Here is a 17,336-nt window from a genome sequence, read left to right as displayed (position 1 = left end):
AAATTTTTATAACATTTTCTTGAATATAGTATTATTTCTTTAGTTTTCGTTTCTTTTTTTATCATTTTTTTGAACTGGAAGTGATAAAAGTATCGTTTTTTGTCAGGCCTTACACACTACTTTTTCGCTTGTGCAAATGTGCGGTTGCGTCAGGTCAAGATGGCAGACATAAAAAACCTGTTTTCGGCTTGGAAAACAGGTCTGCTGCGCTTATTGATTTGCCAAGATCACAGCGATTTGGTCCTCAATATCTTTTCCTTCCTCTTCATCAATCAATCCGTTTAGAAGAATAGAGAACACAAGGGTTTTTCCGCTCTTGGTTTCTGCGTACCCGGATAAAGAGCTGACTGTGCTTAGCGATCCGGTTTTTGCCCTTATTTTCCCTTGTGCAGGGGTGTCTTTCATACGGTTCCTCAGCGTTCCGCCTATCATTCGGTCACGATTGCCCGCAACAGGCAGAGAATGTAGATAAGCTGAGAACCACTTTTCATCTTGAATGTCATATAACAGCTTTGAGATTTGATCTGAGGTTACAGCATTAATATGAGAGACGCCTGAACCGTCCCTTAAGACAAGTGATTGGGGATCAACGCCGAATTCCGGAAGTGTATGGTTTAATACTTCCAGCCCCTTTTCCCAGCTCCCCTCTCCTTTTTTCACTTTCCCCATTTCCTTTATAAGCACTTCGGCATGTCCATTATTGCTTAATTTTATAAACGGAATAAATAGTTTTGACAAAGGCATTGAGTGATGGGAGATGAACACGTCTGAGGAGCTGGGTGCAGCGCCCCTCGTGACGTTGCCTTTTATAGTAATTCCTTGTTTTTGTAGTGCTTGCTTAAATAAATCTAAGGCATATCCAGACGGCTCCCAGACCGCGATCCACTCCTTTGTCTTGCTTGCATCAACCGGTACGCTTCCTTCAATTATGATCGTGTTTGTCCCATGCTCTCTTTCGATTGTGAGGTCTTTCTTTAAACCGGCCGCAGTCGTTTCAGCATTGTTCTTGACCGTTACATAATCCGTCCTTGGTGATACAGAAACGGAAGGCCGTTTCCCTTCTTTTTTCCCTGGGCTGACCTCTACAATCACAGTACCTGCATCATAGTCTTCATTTGGTGATACTGTTAAAGCGGATATTTGAGTGCCGTAATACGTATATTCATCACTCCATGGTAAATCAGGTGATAATCGGATGTCATCATACCACGTATCATCAGCGATCAGATTGCCTTTCACCATGTTCACGCCGGACTGTTTCAATTTCTCAGCCATTTCTTCAAAATCAGAGGGTAAAAGCGTCGGATCTCCTTTTCCTTTCAAATAAAGGTTTCCATTCAGCTTTTTCCCTTTGACGGTGCCGTCTGTCCGGATCTCGGTTGTAAAGGAATAATCCTCTCCAAGGACGGAAAGTGCCGAGGCCGCAGTCAATAGCTTCAAAGAAGAGGCGGGTCTCATTCGAACGTCTCCTGAATGCTCATATAAAACAGCGCCTGTATCCGCAGAGCGAACGGTGATGCCGGCCATTGCGCCTTCGAGTGCAGGATGCTCAGCTAATATCTTATCGATCTGCCCGGCAAATGCAGCTCGTTTGTCAGCCGCTTGTGCAGCTTGGTGCATGTAAGGTACCGAAGCAACGACAAATAGCAGCAAAACAGCAATATAAAGCTTTATGCTTTTTTTCATTTATTTACCCGCCTCTCTGCGCCTCATCATTGGCTATTGATGATTCAGTTCAATGGTGATGCTGCTTTTGGCTGTCGTTTTTTCGCCCGGCTCCAGCACTTGTAAACCAGTGAGTGATGAAGGCAAATCAAGATTCACAGCGTTTGTCACCCACGTGTAAGGTTCAGGGCATAAATACCCCTGTTTTGCGTCCGCATTGTATACTACCCAATGTTTAAATTGTTCATCAGCCTGATAAATAATGCCTAGATTTGCATGCTGATAATAAATGATTGCCTGATTTTCTCCGCCTCTTTTCTGATAAGCAGATAAAAAGACATCATCCAGCTGCTTCTCGCGTAAATCCATCCCTTTATGCAGCGCTTCTTTATTCGGTACATCTATGAGTTTCCCGGTCGGCAGCAGGCGTTCATTCAATTCCCACTGCTGATCTGCTGTCAGGGAAAATAACGAGCTTTCTTCTGGAAACAAAAATGTAGTATGATAACCGATCCCCCACGGAAACGCTTCCTTTCCTTTGTTCATGACCGTTGCATGTTTAAATAAAGTATTCCCCTTTAGCTGATATGTCATCCGAACGACGGCATGATGAGGAAATTGTCTATATACATGAGGAAGTTCTGATAGATCAATTTCTGTTTCAACGAGCACTTCTTCGTCCGTTTGCTTCATGGTTACGACGTGCCACTTTTCTTGATAAAGAAACCCGTGAAGATGGTTGTGTTTATCCTTTTCATTGATATCAAAATGATATGTTCTGCCCCGGAAACTGAATGTTCCGTCACTTACCCGGTTAGGCGGAAACAGGATCGGGATCCCATATAATGTTGGTGTGTCATGAAAGCTTTCTGCTGTTTCGGGTTCACGCAAAAGCTGGATCTTTGTTGCTTTGTCCACAAGAGAAATGACGTTGCTCCCCCACTCTGGAACGACAATCATTTCTATATGCTCGTTGCCCGCTTTGATGGCAGGCGTTCCTAAATGCGTAATCTTCTCGACGTAGTTTGACATGTGTCCTCAACCTCTCCTTGATTCATTTCTTTATAAGAGTTCAATGTCATGTGCCATATTTCCTCCATTTTATGTTTTTCCTATCAAATAAAAACACACCGTTCACATGTTGAACGGCATGTTTAATGAGTCTATTGGATGAGACGTGTAATTTGTTTCTTTTTCCACACGAATTGATAATACCCATAAATCAACAGCAAGCTGGTGGCAAACGCAGCCGGATAGCCAACCCATACACCGAGTATTTCAAGCTTTGTGTAGTGGGAAAGTACGAACGCGACAGGCACCTCTACTCCCCAGATAGCGAAAATACTGATCACGGTCGGCCATAAAACCGTTCCGCTTGCGCGCATCGTCGCAGAAAAAATTTGGGCGTTTCCAAACAGCAAATAGCTCCACAATGTAATCATCAAGAGACGGTGCGCGATGTAAAGTGTGTCTTTCTCGGTTAAAAACAACGACAAAATCTGATGTGAAAAAACATAGATCAAAGTGATCAGCACGCCGCCAATGATATAATTCAGCCAAATCCCGACACGAATCACTTGCTTTAAGCGGTCAACCTCGTTTGCTCCGATGGATTGCGCAGCGAAAATAGATACTGCAATGCCGAGACTGACAGCGGGCATCTGCACATAGCTGGCTACCTGGTTGACTACCCCGTAAGCAGCTGTCGCATTAGAACCGTAATGGTTGACGAATGAAATAACCGCTATCTCTGATAGTGAAACGAGAATCATATTAATGCTTGAGGGAATCCCGAGACGCAGCAGGAGGACCAGCAGTTCCTTATCCATTTTCAAATAACGCCGCACCGTTTTGTCGAATTGCAACGGATGGTTTCGTTTTCGCAAATACACCATTAACACGATAAATGTCACAATAGTAGAAACGACGGTGGCATATGCGGATCCATATATGCCTAGCTGCGGAAAACCGAACATGCCAAGGATTAAGAGGGGCAAAAGCGCTATGTTGATGACTGTGCTCACAATCAGCGTATAAAACGGTGTCTTAGAATCCCCTGTTCCGCGCAAAAATGTTGTATAAGCGAAATATAAAAACATAAACGGCATAGCGTAAAATAAAATACGTGCATAGCTGGCGCTGACATGAATAACATTTTCAGGCGTGCCCATTAAGCGAAGAATATCCATGGTAAAAATACTCCCGACGACGGCTAGCACAACCCCTAATAAAAACGTAAACGTAAGCGTTGTCCCGACAACAGCCTTTAACCGCTCCTCATTCTTCGCCCCATAGGCTTGTCCGATCAGGATCGAACTTCCTGAACCGATCCCAATTGTAAATGAGATTAAAAGAAAAAATAACGGGAAAAAGGATGATACAGCCGCAACCGCATCAACACCAAGCCATCGGCCTACAGCCATCATTCCGACAAGCTGGCCGACTGATTGCAGCACATTGCTTAGCAAAAGCGGCACTAAAAAGAGTGACATTGACCGCCAGACAGTTGGGTTGCTTTTCTTTTCAGTTGCAAGTTGTTCTTGTGATGATTCCATATTGAAAGCTCCTTTATTTCATTTCGTTTGTAAACATGCCCCTATTCTTTTGACAAAAACAGGATATCTAACATGATATTATTCATCACCTTACACATGAAACCCTTCCCGATTCTTCTCATTTTACACATCTTTTTAGCTTATGAAGAATAAACTGCCAAGTAACAGCCTGCTTCTTTGTGAGAAAAAGAATAAAAAATAATTTATGCAAAAGTATTGTAATCTATCCGTAATTATTGTAACATTTGTAACATAAGAGAAAGAGATTTTGAAGGAGTGAACTACAATGAAAAAATGTCTTCTATTTCTAACAACGATTGCACTTATTCTGACATTAAACACAAATGCATTTGCAAAAAACACTTCAGGCGATTTATCACAAAAACAAGCACTGCAGCTGGCATTATCAGCAAGAGAGCATTTTTGGAATACAATGAGCGGCCACAATCCAAAAGCGAAAAAGGCAGTTTGCCCATCAGGCACATTTGAGCATCAAAACCTTCAATATGTGTACATGTGCAGTGATCTAGGGACGAAAGCAAAAGCAGTGAATTACTTAACACCTATTTTCACAAAAACAGCAATCGAAAAAGGCTTTAAAGACTACCACTTCACTGTTTCAAAAGGAAAACTTGCAGTTCCGATCGGCGACGGAGATAACCTTTTAAATTGGAAAAAGTCAACTGCTAAACGAATCTCTAAAAAAGGCGGCACAATCACTTACGAATTTACCGTTCCAACTTTAGACGGGTCACCTGCAGCGAAACGAAAAGTGACATATGTAAAAGAAAAAAATAAATGGAAGGTCAATCAATTTGACGCTGTTATATAATGAAAACGCCCGGCTAAGCGGGCGTTTTTTGGTCTAAAGAAAGATGACAGACGAAAAAGCTCGTTGTCTATTTCTCCTATTCATTATGCAATTTATATACCATTTCCTCCTCTAACCTTTTGGGAATAATAATATATCAGATAAACAATCAGAAAGACGAAAGCTGCGGCAACATAGTATAACCGCATCGCCAAGAAAGGAGCAAAATTCGCTATGACCACCAATATAATGATGCTTATTCCATACAAGCTTATAAAGCGTAGTAAAGCTAAATGACTCTCCACTTATCTCCTCAAAAAAGGGCGCTTAACGCACTCTAAGGCTGCCGAGAAAACCTCGACAGCCTTAAAGAATCCCCTTATTCTTTTGAGATCTCGGATAGTTTTTAAAAGTGATTTTGTCTACACAGTATATCAACCTTTACGTCGTCTCCTTCTTCGGCTTTCCAGCTGTCCATTTAGATCATACATTCACACACGCAAATAAGTCTGGATGCAATTGAATGACTATCATTACGTTTAACGAGTGCCCTCCCTTAAAATGTTTCTTTCTTCTAACGCTTGTGTGCACCTGAAAACTTTTGTGGTATACAATTGTTAAAATAAAAAGCACCCCGAAGGATGCTTTTTGATAGACTTTATTTCGCTCTTACATCAAATTGCGTTACAAGTCGCATATTAATATTTGCAATACGCTTACCATTCTCATACTCATACCAATGTTCACATTCTTGTAATTCTTTTATAAGTGCCTTCTCAGATTCTGCATTTACTTTAGCTGTTCTTACATTTCCATTGTCAAACCAAAAGTCAACTACAATGTTCATAAACTTTCACCTCTTCTTTTATTATCAAACAAGAGATCTAGAAATGTAACAGTTTGCAAAATTTGTCGAACGATTCTCTATTCCTCATTAGGTTTATTCTAGTGCAAATAATGTGTAATAAGAAATCAATTCACATCGTTTTCTACCGTATTCTTGTTCAACTGAAAAACTCCTATAAACACCAAAAAACCCTTGTTTTACAAGGGTTTTAAAGCTTTATGAATCTGAACCCATCTAATTTTAAAAACGCTCTAGGAGAGATTCGAACTCCCGACCTGCAGTTTAGGAAACTGCTGCACTATCCGCTGTGCTACTAGAGCTTTTGTATTTATATAGTAGCTCCGATAATGAATATTTTCAAGAGGTTTGTTTAAAGCCCTCCAAAAACCTTATACGCCGCCCTTGTTGTATCTTCATCAATACCGATATATCGCATTGTAATCGAGGGTGATGAATGATTCATGATTCTCTGCAGCTCGGCGATATCTTTTGTCCGCTGGTAAAAATGATAGCCAAACGTTTTCCGCAACGTATGCGTCCCTATCTCCTCAAGTCCGCACGCTGCGGCGGCTTCTCTTAAAATCCTGTAGGCCTGAATGCGGGAAATCGGCTTCCTGGTCCGAACAGATTTAAAAAGATATTCGTTTTCTTTCATATCTTTCGTATACTCGTATATTTCCTGTTTCAACGACTCTAAGATCAGAATCTTTCTTTTCTTTTTCGTTTTGCTTTCAGTTGCCCATAAATGGTCTTTGTTTTTAACATCCTTCACTTGCAGCGGCAAAATATCAGAAATGCGGAGCGCGCTGTTGATGCCGAAAATAAACAAAAAGTAATCCCGTTTGTTTTTGTTTAGCAAATACTGTTTTACATCTTGAATTTTCTCTAAACTGCGAATCGGCTGTACAATATGCATCGAAAAACTCCTTACAATCCATTATGTAACGTATTGAGGTCTATGTTACTATTATAGCTGAAAAACGTTGAATGTCAAAGTACGGCGGCTTTTATGTAACATAATATACATAGTGTTACATAAGCGGGTAAGAAACGTTCGAAACGCCCCTTCCGATAAAACGGCATTTAAAACCTCATATAAAGCTTTTAACCTCTATGATACCTATTGCTCTAGGTATTATCTAAAAACCTCTTAAAACAAAATCTGAAGCTTCCATTTTTCTGGTGTATCTAAAAACATATACAAAAAAAGACACAATTTGAAATTGTGTCCTAATCTTCATCCTTTACATCAATATCTTCTGGGATCGGTTCATTTAATATTTCCTGGACGAGTGCTTTGTAATTCTCCAGCTGTTCGAGATGGGTTTTGAACTGCCCCTTATAAATCAAATATTGCTCACCATCATGAACGGCCCTGATTTTTCCTTCGAGCACCAAGCTTTTAATATAATCCTCTGAAAGATTTGCATAATCTGCTGTTTCTTTAATTGTTAAATACATATAGGTGTCCTTTCTAATTCGTAACTGCTTCTAATATAGCACATGGCCTATGCCGATATAATCAATTTTGCACAGAAAAACGGGTTCATGTTCTATATGATCTTATTTGTACCCACTGTTCCAAAACGTTAAAGTTTCATAGATGGTCTTGAGATACAAGGAATCGCCTTCAAGCCTTTGATGTAATTGATTTTGGCTAAAGATGCTAATGTTGATCAGACAAAATGTAACTCCTTCCCATTGTTTGTGAAGTCTCGTTCAAGTTCCAGCAGTCGCGTTTTCATTTCCATCCCGCCGCGATAGCCCGTCAGCGATCCATTTTTGCCGATAACACGATGGCACGGAACGGTAATGAGGGTCGGATTTGCTCCGATAGCCCTTCCAATGGCCCGAACCGCAGTCGGTTTTTGAATTTGTTGAGCAATTTCCGAGTAGGATCGAGTTTGACCGTACGGAATGTCACATAATGCCTTCCAAACGGCTTCTTGAAAAGGTGTGCCGTGATAAAAGATGGGAATGGTGAACCGATTGAGCTTGCCTTGAAAATAAAGAACAAGCTCATCTGCAAAGGGTTGCAATTTTTCGTCATCTCGAATGAGGTCGTTACCAGACAAGTAATAATTTGCCCATTTCCCCAATTCTTCGAATGGCTGATTTTGCGATCCAACAAAACATATACCATTATGTGTTGCGGCAATGTACATCTTCCAGTTCTCATAAGAAAACAAGGACCAATAGAGAGAACTGCTTTTTTTAGGTACCATTTGAGTATGTCTCCTTTAGGTTTTGTTTTTGCTGTCTACGGTAAGCTTCCGGCGTTTCTCCGGTTTTCCTCTTAAACAGCGTGATAAAATATGGTGTATTGGAAAGCCCGACAGACTTACCAACTTCAGAAACCGGGTCATCAAAAGTGGCCAATAACGTTTTTGCTTTTTCTATACGAACATGCTGGATGTGTAGTCCACCGGGGTCATGCCTTTGATTTTTTTAAAGGTTCTATGCAAGTGATAAGGGGTTCCGTGACTCAGAAGCGCAAGGACGTCAAGCGTCAACTTTTCGTCGCAGTGGCGATCCACATATTCAGTTATGAAAGCAATCCACTCCTCATCAGGCGATCTTTGCCCCGTTGGCTTGCACCGTTTGCAAGGGCGAAAATGTGCGGCTTGTGCTTGATCAGTATATTCAAAATAGCCAATGTTTTCTCTTTTAGGTACTCTCGATTTGCAAGAAGGGCGACAAAAAATCCCTGTTGTTTTCACCGCATAAAAAAATTGGCCGTCATAAGAAGCATCATTATGGACAATAGCCTGCCATTGTTCATCAGAAACAGGAGAGGGCAAAAACAGCTTGTTAGAATCTGGTTGTTGATTAGTTCGGTTCGGATTCGCTTTCCAATTGTATGTCATTTTGAATCACCTCTAGCTTCAGTATAAACCCGGAAACCCTCAAAGCAACTTATTGAAAGTATTTTAGAATGTAACAGCAAGATAACGAAATGAAAATGAAGAGTTGTTATGTAATCATACATAGTCTGTTTCATATGATTGGAGAGGGTCAAAAATCTACAGCACGTATGACGTTTGAATTCAACTGGTCACCAGAGCCATTTTTTTAAGAGGAGTGGACAGTTTAGAGAGCGAGCCTTTTAACCCAATTTGATTAGCGTAGGTTTTTTCTGAGGTGCTGGCGGGGATGGCTCATCTCCATATAATCAATTTTGCACAGAAAAACGGTGGAATGTTCTTTATAATATATCATTTGTCACTTGTGAAACCACTGTAAGTTTTTTACGCTAAGATTGTAACATAACAGCTTCATATAGGAGGGAGAACATGAAAAGAACGTGGAACATTTGTTTAACAGCGCTGCTTAGTGTTCTGTTAGTCGCTGGAAGTGTCCCTTTTCACGCGGAAGCTAAAAAGCCGCCCAAAAGCTACGATGAGTACAAACAAGTAGATGTAGGGAAAGACGGCATGGTTGCCACCGCCCATCCTCTCGCTTCGGAAATTGGTGCTGATGTACTGAAAAAAGGAGGAAATGCCATCGACGCGGCGGTTGCCATCCAATTTGCACTCAATGTAACAGAGCCGATGATGTCGGGCATTGGCGGCGGCGGTTTTATGATGGTGTATGATGGAAAAACTAAGGATACAACGATCATTGACAGCCGCGAACGCGCTCCGGCAGGCGCCACACCCGATATGTTTCTCGATGAAGACGGGAAAGCGATTCCTTTCTCTGAACGTGTGACAAAAGGTACTGCCGTCGGTGTTCCGGGTACGCTGAAAGGGCTGGAAGAAGCTCTGGATAAATGGGGAACCCGTTCAATGAAAAAATTAATTACCCCTTCTATTAAACTCGCTGAAAAAGGCTTTCCAATTGATTCTGTGTTAGCAGATGCCATTTCTGATTATCAGGAAAAGCTGTCGAGGACTGCCGCAAAAGATGTATTTTTGCCGAATGGAGAGCCGCTTAAAGAAGGCGATACCCTGATTCAAAAGGATTTGGCCAAGACATTTAAGCTGATTCGCTCCAAAGGCATTGACGCTTTTTATGAAGGAAAATTCGCCAAAGCGCTTTCTGGCACTGTGCAGGATTTCGGCGGATCAATGACGGAAAAAGATTTAGAAAATTTCGATATTACAATCGATGAACCGATTTGGGGAGACTACCAAGGTTATCAAATTGCAACAACCCCTCCTCCAAGCTCTGGCGGCATTTTCTTATTGCAAATGCTGAAGATACTTGATGATTTCAACCTTTCACAATATGATGTCCGCTCATGGGAAAAATATCATCTGCTTGCTGAAACGATGCATTTGTCTTATGCAGACCGTGCGTCTTACGCAGGTGATCCTGAATTTGTAAATGTTCCTCTTAAAGGCTTACTTCACTCTGAATATATTAAAGAGCGCCAGCAATTAATCAATCTAGATCAGGTCAATAAAAAACCGAAAGCCGGTGATCCTTGGAAATACCAAGAAGGATCCGCAAACTATAAGCAAGTCGAACAGCCGGAAGACAAAGTAGACGGCCAAACAACCCATTTTTCAGTTGCCGACCGCTGGGGAAATGTTGTGTCCTATACGACGACAATTGAACAACTATTTGGCACGGGTATTATGGTCCCCGATTACGGCGTCATATTAAATAATGAACTAACGGATTTTGATGCGGTTCCAGGCGGTGCTAACGAAGTTCAGCCGAACAAACGGCCTTTAAGCAGCATGACCCCGACCATTTTATTTAAGGATGACAAACCTGTGCTTACCGTCGGATCTCCTGGCGGGGCCACCATTATTTCATCCGTATTGCAAACCATCCTCTATCACATCGAATACGGCATGGAATTAAAAGCAGCTGTTGAAGAGCCAAGAATTTACACAAACAAGATGAGTTCCTATCGTTACGAAGACGGGGTTCCTGCAGATGTTCTCAGCAAACTAAACGGCATGGGCCACAAGTTTGGCACAAGCCCAATAGATATCGGAAACGTACAAAGCATTTCCATCGACCATGAAAACGGCACCTTTAAAGGTGTAGCTGATTCAAGCAGAAACGGCGCAGCGATCGGCATTAATTTAAAACGGAAATAAAAAGAATAAACTGTACTCGCTTTAATGAGTACAGTTTATTATCCGAGTGGGGAAAAGCGCAGCAACGAGGTGCTGTGAAGACCTCCCGCTGAGTTCACTTCATTGAAAAAATAAAGCTGCTTATCGAAATTATAATGAAAGAAAAAGAGAAACCGGCTGGCAAACAGACCGGTTTCTCTTATATAATATCCCCTTTATTTACGGAAGAACTGAACTCCCCATCAAATATCGATCCACTTCACGCGCCACTTCACGGCCTTCATTAATCGCCCATACGATTAAGCTTTGGCCTCTTCTTGCATCCCCTGCGGCAAATACGCCATCGATATTAGTTTGATAATCCCCATATGCTGCGCTGATTTTGTTATTTACAGAATCAACACCAAACTGTTTCAACAGCGGCTGTTCTGTGCCTTCAAAGCCGATAGCGATGAAGACAAGCTGAGCAGGCCATACTTTTTCCGTTCCAGGCAGCTCGCGGAACTCGTATTTTCCGTGCTCATTTTTCACTTTTTCCATTTGAATGGTATGCAGCTCTTTTAACTTGCCATTTTTATCTGCAACCAATTTTTTCGTTTGAATCGAGTATTCCCTCGGATCTCTTCCGAATTTTGCTTCCGCTTCTTCATACGCATATTCAAGCGTAAAGACGTGCGGCTGTTCAGGCCACATATTGTCATTTGTGCGGGCTGGCGGAAGTTTCGGGTGTTTTCCGAATTGGTGTACGCTTTTGGCTTTTTGCCGCAGAGCAGTAGCAACACAGTCAGCTCCTGTGTCTCCGCCTCCGATTACGATGACATCTTTCCCTTTGGCATCAATGAATTGCTTGTCTTTAAAGTTAGAATCTAGATAGCTTTTTGTTGCAAGTGTCAGGTAGTCCATCGCATAATGGACTCCTTTTGAGTCGCGACCTTCAATTAATAGGTCCCGCTGTTTTTGAGCGCCAGTGCACAGAATCACAGCGTCAAATTGCTCCTTCAGCTCATCAGCTGTAATGTCAACGCCGATTTCTGTGTTCGTGACAAAATCAATTCCTTCTTGCGTCAGCAATTTAACCCGGCGTTCTACAATCCCCTTCTCAAGCTTCATGTTCGGAATGCCGTATGTTAAAAGACCTCCCGCTCTGTCTGAGCGTTCAAAAACAGTGACGGAATGCCCCGCTTGATTCAGCTGGTCAGCACTCGCCAGTCCGGCTGGGCCTGAACCAACAATCGCCACTTTTTTGCCTGTTCGTTTTTTAGGAATTCGAGGCTGAATCCAGCCGTTCTCAAATCCTTTGTCGATAATGGTCCGCTCGATGTTTTTAATTGATACGGCCGGGTCTGAAATGGCTAATGTGCATGATCCTTCACAAGGAGCGGGACATACCCGCCCTGTGAATTCAGGAAAGTTGTTTGTTTTTAGAAGGCGTTCTAATGCTTCTTTCCATCTGCCCCGGTAGACAAGATCATTCCATTCAGGAATTAAGTTGTAAATCGGACAGCCGGATGTAAATCCGTTAATGTCCGCACCTATCTGGCAAAACGGTGTACCGCAATCCATACACCGCGCCCCCTGCCGTTTCGATGCTTCTTCTGAAAAAGGAGCAGAATATTCTTTCCAATCCTTTAAGCGAGTGAGAGGGTCCCGCTCAGCAGGTTTTTCTCGTTTGATCTCCATAAATCCAGTTGGTTTCCCCATTTTCCTCTCCCCTTCCTTACTGCACTACCGCTTGTTTTTGTCCCGATGTTGCTGTATTTTGCTTTGGTTTCGTGTTGGCTTCAAATGCGAACATTACGGCTTCTTCATCTGATAACCCTGCAGCTTTTTGCTCTTCGATACTTGCGAGCATTTGTTTGTAGTTTTTCGGAATGACTTTGACGAATTTTTTCACACTGTCTTCCCATTGATCAAGCAGGTCTGTTGCTTTTTGGCTGTTTGTATACCCAGCATGTTTTTCAAGCATGGCTTTGACATGCTGGATTTCTTTTTCATCCTCTAGTGATTCAAATAAAATCATTTCAAGGTTGCATTTGCGTTTAAACGCTTTTACATCTTCAGCGAGAACATAAGCGATTCCGCCGGACATACCTGCCGCGAAGTTTTTGCCTACATCACCGAGTACGACAACACTGCCGCCAGTCATGTATTCACAGCCGTGGTCGCCGATACCTTCTACCACCACATTCACACCGCTGTTGCGAACGGCAAAGCGTTCACCCGCACGTCCGTTAATATATGCTTCACCGCTTGTCGCACCGTAGAACGCCACGTTACCGATAATGACATTATCATCAGACGCGGAATGGAATCCTTCCGGTGACTTGACGATAATTTTTCCGCCAGAAAGCCCTTTTCCGACATAATCATTTGAGTCTCCGTCCAAATAAAGCGTCATGCCTTTAGGGACGAAAGCTCCAAAGCTTTGACCGGCTGATCCGGTAAACTGCAGCTTGATCGTATCCTCAGGAAGCCCTTCTTCTCCGTAGCGTTTTGAAATTTCACTGCCTGTTATCGTACCGGCTACACGATTTGTATTGTTAATGTCGATAGAAACATCTGCATTTTTTCCAGTCTCGATGGCTTTTTGTACGGCCGGGAGAATCGTTGTAATATCGAGTGATTGATCAATTTTATGATTTTGCGGCGATCGGAATGTCCGTATGCCTTCAGGCTGATAAAGCAGGGTAGACAAATCAAGCTGGCTTGCCTTCCAGTGCCCCTTCGCCCGTTCACTCACATTGAGTACGTCAGTGCGGCCGATCATTTCATCAAATGTCTTGAAACCTAACGCAGCCATATACTCACGAACTTCTTCAGCAATGAACAACATATAGTTCACAATATGGTCGGGATCTCCCATGAACTTTTTGCGAAGCTCTGGATTTTGTGTCGCTACCCCGACAGGACATGTATCCAAATGGCAGGCACGCATCATGATACAACCGAGTACGACTAACGGAGCCGTTGCGAAACCGAATTCCTCAGCTCCTAGCAAGGCAGCCATCACAACGTCACGGCCGGTCATGAGCTTTCCGTCTGTTTCTAATACAACACGGTCGCGGAGTCCGTTCAACATTAATGTTTGATGTGCTTCTGCGAGACCAAGCTCCCACGGAAGCCCTGTATGTTTAATACTGGTTTTCGGAGAGGCACCTGTACCTCCGTCGTAACCGCTGATCACAATAACATCTGCAGTCGCTTTGGCAACACCAGCAGCAATTGTGCCTACGCCTGCTTTTGATACCAGCTTCACGCTGATTCTGGCGTCACGGTTGGCATTTTTCAAATCGTGGATCAGCTGGGCTAAATCCTCAATTGAATAAATGTCGTGATGCGGCGGCGGTGAGATTAATCCGACGCCAGGTGTTGATCCGCGAACATCAGCAACCCAAGGATATACCTTGTTGCCAGGAAGCTGCCCGCCTTCACCTGGCTTAGCGCCTTGCGCCATTTTAATTTGCAGCTCATCTGCATTGACCAGGTAATGGCTTTTGACACCGAAACGTCCGGATGCAATTTGTTTGATCGCGCTTCTTCTGTCATCGCCGTTTTCATCTGGAACAAAGCGTTTTGGATCTTCTCCGCCCTCTCCGCTGTTGCTTTTTCCGCCAAGACGGTTCATTGCGATTGCTAAAGCTTCGTGTGCTTCCTTACTCAAGGATCCAAATGACATGGCACCCGTTTTAAAGCGTTTGACAATAGATTCAGCAGATTCAACTTCCTCCAATTTCAGGGGCTTGCGGGTTTCGTCAAATCCGAACAAATTCCGTAAAAATCCAATGCGTTCTTCATCAGCCGCTTTTGTATATTGTTTAAATAAATTGTAATCATTTTTGCGGCACGCCCATTGCAAGGTATGAATTGTTTTTGGGTTAAACGCGTGATGCTCACCGCCGTTTCTCCACTGGAAGTCACTACCGGGTTCAAGCGTTTTGCTGTAATCATCCTGATACGCTTCCCGGTGGCGGCGCTGTGCCTCTTCCGCAATTGTTTTCAAGTCGATGCCGCCGAGCTGTGATGCGGTTCCTGTGAAATAGCGGTCAATCACATCACGGCTAATGCCTACCGCCTCGAAGATTTGGGCGCCCCTGTAGCTTTGTACAGTTGAAATCCCCATCTTGGACATGACTTTGACGACACCTTCAGTAATGCTTTTCCCATATTTGCTGACCGCTTCTTCATAGCTAATATCCAAACGGCCTTCATCAATTTCCTGCTTGTAGGTCGCATATGCGAGATAAGGATTAATCGCATCCGCACCATATCCGATTAATGCTGCAAAGTGATGCACTTCTCGCGCTTCTCCCGATTCCACAATAATGCTGGTTTTCGTACGCAGCCCTTTGCGGATCAAATGCTGATGCAGCGCGCTGACTGCCAGAAGCGGCGGAATGGGTGTTAGGCGTTCGTTCATTTTTTTGTCTGATAAAATTAACAGGCTAACACCTTGGCTGATGGCTTTCTCAGCCTGTGTGAACATCTCCTTCAATCCGCGTTCAAGGTCCTCAGAGAACAGCACATCGATTTTTTGGCTTTTTAAATCCGGATGAACAATCGTTTTTAATGCGTAAAATTGTTCGTTTGATAAAACAGGTGTATACAGTTTAATCCGGCGAACGTTTCGCTCACTCGGGTGAAGAAGGTCGCCTTCTGCGCCAAGCCAGGTCATTGTAGAAGTTACAAGCTGCTCACGAATCGCGTCGATCGGCGGGTTCGTTACTTGTGCAAACAGCTGCTTAAAGTAGTTAAACAGTGATTGCGCTCGGTCTGACAGGACGGCCAGCGGCGAGTCATTCCCCATTGAACCGAGAGGATCTTTGCCTTCTGTGATGACAGGAATTAAATATTTCTGGACATCTTCATATGTGTATCCGAATGCCTTCTGACGAGTCAGAAGGTCTGCAAACTGTTCTTCCTCTCTTGTTTCCGGGTCAGGATTCACTTGGACAAGCTCTTCTTCAAGCCACTTTTGGTACGGGTACTCAGTCGCAATTTCTGTTTTAACTTCTTCATCTGTGATAATACGGCCTTTTTCCAGATCAATTAAAAGCATTTTTCCGGGCTCAAGGCGGTTTTTATATAAAACGTTTTCCTGTTCAACTTCAATAACGCCTACTTCAGATGAGAAAATAATATAGTCATCTTCGGTTACATAATAACGCGCCGGCCGGAGACCATTCCGGTCAAGGATTGCGCCGATTTGTTTACCGTCAGTAAATGAAATGGCTGTCGGTCCGTCCCAAGGCTCCATTAGAGAACTATGGTACTCATAAAACGCTCTTTTTTCCTTAGACATATGCGTATTTTCCGTCCACGGCTCAGGAATGAGCATCATTGCGGTATGCGCCGGTTTACGGCCAGCCATCACAAAAAACTCAAATGCGTTATCCAAAATGGAAGAGTCACTGCCGTCAGCATTCAAAATCGGCAGAATCTTGTTCAAGTCCTCCCCGAAGCTTTCAGATACAAATTGCTGCTCACGCGCGCTCATCCAGTTGATGTTTCCCCGAAGGGTGTTGATTTCACCGTTGTGAACCAAATAGCGGTTTGGATGCGCTCTTTCCCATGTAGGGAATGTGTTTGTACTAAAACGTGAATGAACAAGCGAAAAAGCTGATACAAACGCTTCATCTTGCAGGTCAGAGTAAAACGCATCAACTTGCTCAGGTGTTAAAAGCCCTTTGTAAACAATCGTCTGGCTTGAAAGACTGGCAAAATAAAAATCAAGACCTTCCGTTACTCCCCAGTTTTCAGCCTGCTTACGAATGACATACAATTTTCGTTCAAAAGACAAGTCATCCTTCAGATCAGAACTTGCGCCAATAAATACCTGACGGACAAACGGACAACTTTTTTGCGCTACTGTTCCGATTTTTCCGACATTTACAGGTACAGTTCTCCATCCAAGAACGGCTTGGCCTTCTTGTTCAATCAGTGCATTGATTTGCTTTTCGATTTTTTTTCTTTCTTCTTCCTTCTGTGAGAAAAAGACCATTCCTACCCCGTAACGCCCTTTTTCCGGCAGATTGATGTCTTTGCACGCTTTTCTAAAGAAAGCATCAGGGATTTGAACCAGTAAGCCGGCTCCGTCTCCTGTATCCGGATCACTGCCTTGGCCCCCTCTGTGGTCTAGCTGGCAAAGCATCTTAAGCCCTTGTTTGACGATGTCATGAGTCTGCTTGCCCTTTAAGTGCGCATATAGGCCGATTCCGCATGCATCATGTTCAAATTCAGGACGGTAGAGACCTTGAGCTTTTGGCATTTGATTGTACGTCATAATTCCTCTCCCCCGATCGATTTCCGATAATACCGGTCATAAAATCTAACACTCTATAATCATTGTAGGTTTTCAAAACGATATAAACAATATATAATTTAGATCAAAAGAATCTCAAAATGAGATAGATGGATGTGAGACA

The 17,336-nt window shown here is 43.1% G+C and carries 11 protein-coding genes, 1 tRNA gene and 1 pseudogene; 2 read left to right on the top strand and 11 right to left on the bottom strand.

Annotated elements, in window-relative coordinates; all coding sequences use genetic code 11:
* Window positions 1-210: 210 nt before the first annotated feature.
* From dacB to BV11031_RS07875, 3 genes are all read right to left on the bottom strand, one after another.
* A complete protein-coding gene (gene dacB, locus BV11031_RS07885; protein ID WP_010330626.1) occupies window positions 211-1,686 on the bottom strand; it encodes a D-alanyl-D-alanine carboxypeptidase/D-alanyl-D-alanine endopeptidase in 1,476 nt (491 codons plus the stop codon).
* Between the two features lie 33 nt (window positions 1,687-1,719).
* The gene (galM, locus tag BV11031_RS07880) at window positions 1,720-2,697 is read right to left on the bottom strand and encodes an aldose 1-epimerase (RefSeq protein WP_010330625.1); all 978 of its coding nucleotides are present in this window, start codon (window positions 2,695-2,697) and stop codon (window positions 1,720-1,722) included.
* A 131-nt stretch (window positions 2,698-2,828) separates the two neighbouring features.
* On the bottom strand, window positions 2,829-4,220 hold the full coding sequence (locus BV11031_RS07875) for an MATE family efflux transporter (RefSeq protein WP_010330624.1): 1,392 nt from the start codon (window positions 4,218-4,220) through the stop codon (window positions 2,829-2,831).
* A gap of 286 nt (window positions 4,221-4,506) precedes the next feature.
* On the opposite strand from BV11031_RS07875, the gene iseA reads away from it, so the two are divergent.
* The gene (gene iseA / locus BV11031_RS07870; RefSeq protein ID WP_039074107.1) at window positions 4,507-5,052 is read left to right on the top strand and encodes a DL-endopeptidase inhibitor IseA; all 546 of its coding nucleotides are present in this window, start codon (window positions 4,507-4,509) and stop codon (window positions 5,050-5,052) included.
* 637 nt (window positions 5,053-5,689) lie between these two features.
* Here iseA and BV11031_RS07860 read toward each other — a convergent pair.
* The 6 genes and pseudogenes from BV11031_RS07860 to BV11031_RS07835 form a co-directional block, all read right to left on the bottom strand.
* A complete protein-coding gene (locus BV11031_RS07860) occupies window positions 5,690-5,878 on the bottom strand; it encodes a hypothetical protein (protein WP_010330622.1) in 189 nt (62 codons plus the stop codon).
* Window positions 5,879-6,125: 247 nt separating this feature from the next.
* Window positions 6,126-6,198, bottom strand: a tRNA-Arg gene (locus tag BV11031_RS07855).
* A 50-nt stretch (window positions 6,199-6,248) separates the two neighbouring features.
* On the bottom strand, window positions 6,249-6,794 hold the full coding sequence (locus BV11031_RS07850; protein WP_010330621.1) for a site-specific integrase: 546 nt from the start codon (window positions 6,792-6,794) through the stop codon (window positions 6,249-6,251).
* A gap of 314 nt (window positions 6,795-7,108) precedes the next feature.
* Entirely contained in the window at window positions 7,109-7,339 is a 231-nt protein-coding gene (locus tag BV11031_RS07845; protein WP_010330620.1) for an excisionase family DNA-binding protein, read from the bottom strand.
* Between the two features lie 215 nt (window positions 7,340-7,554).
* Window positions 7,555-8,103 carry a methylated-DNA--[protein]-cysteine S-methyltransferase gene (locus tag BV11031_RS07840; RefSeq protein ID WP_010330619.1) on the bottom strand — a complete coding sequence of 183 codons (549 nt, stop codon included), beginning with the start codon at window positions 8,101-8,103 and terminating at the stop codon, window positions 7,555-7,557.
* A pseudogene (locus BV11031_RS07835) lies at window positions 8,093-8,745 on the bottom strand (bifunctional transcriptional activator/DNA repair enzyme AdaA). The gene BV11031_RS07840 and the pseudogene BV11031_RS07835 overlap by 11 nt, the downstream one beginning before the upstream one ends.
* A 426-nt stretch (window positions 8,746-9,171) precedes the next feature.
* Between BV11031_RS07835 and ggt the strand changes: the two are divergent.
* Window positions 9,172-10,935: a gamma-glutamyltransferase gene (gene ggt, locus BV11031_RS07830; protein ID WP_010330617.1), complete on the top strand. Its 1,764-nt coding sequence runs from the start codon at window positions 9,172-9,174 to the stop codon at window positions 10,933-10,935.
* Between the two features lie 198 nt (window positions 10,936-11,133).
* Here ggt and gltD read toward each other — a convergent pair whose 3' ends face one another.
* On the bottom strand, window positions 11,134-12,615 hold the full coding sequence (gltD, locus tag BV11031_RS07825; RefSeq protein WP_010330616.1) for a glutamate synthase small subunit: 1,482 nt from the start codon (window positions 12,613-12,615) through the stop codon (window positions 11,134-11,136).
* Window positions 12,616-12,631: 16 nt separating this feature from the next.
* Entirely contained in the window at window positions 12,632-17,194 is a 4,563-nt protein-coding gene (gene gltB / locus BV11031_RS07820) for a glutamate synthase large subunit (RefSeq protein WP_010330615.1), read from the bottom strand.
* Between the last annotated feature and the right edge of the window lie 142 nt (window positions 17,195-17,336).

Source organism: Bacillus vallismortis (genome assembly GCF_004116955.1).
GTDB lineage: Bacteria > Bacillota > Bacilli > Bacillales > Bacillaceae > Bacillus > Bacillus vallismortis.
Note: the sequence above shows the minus strand (reverse complement) of the source record. Positions and strands in the feature narration are given on the sequence as shown.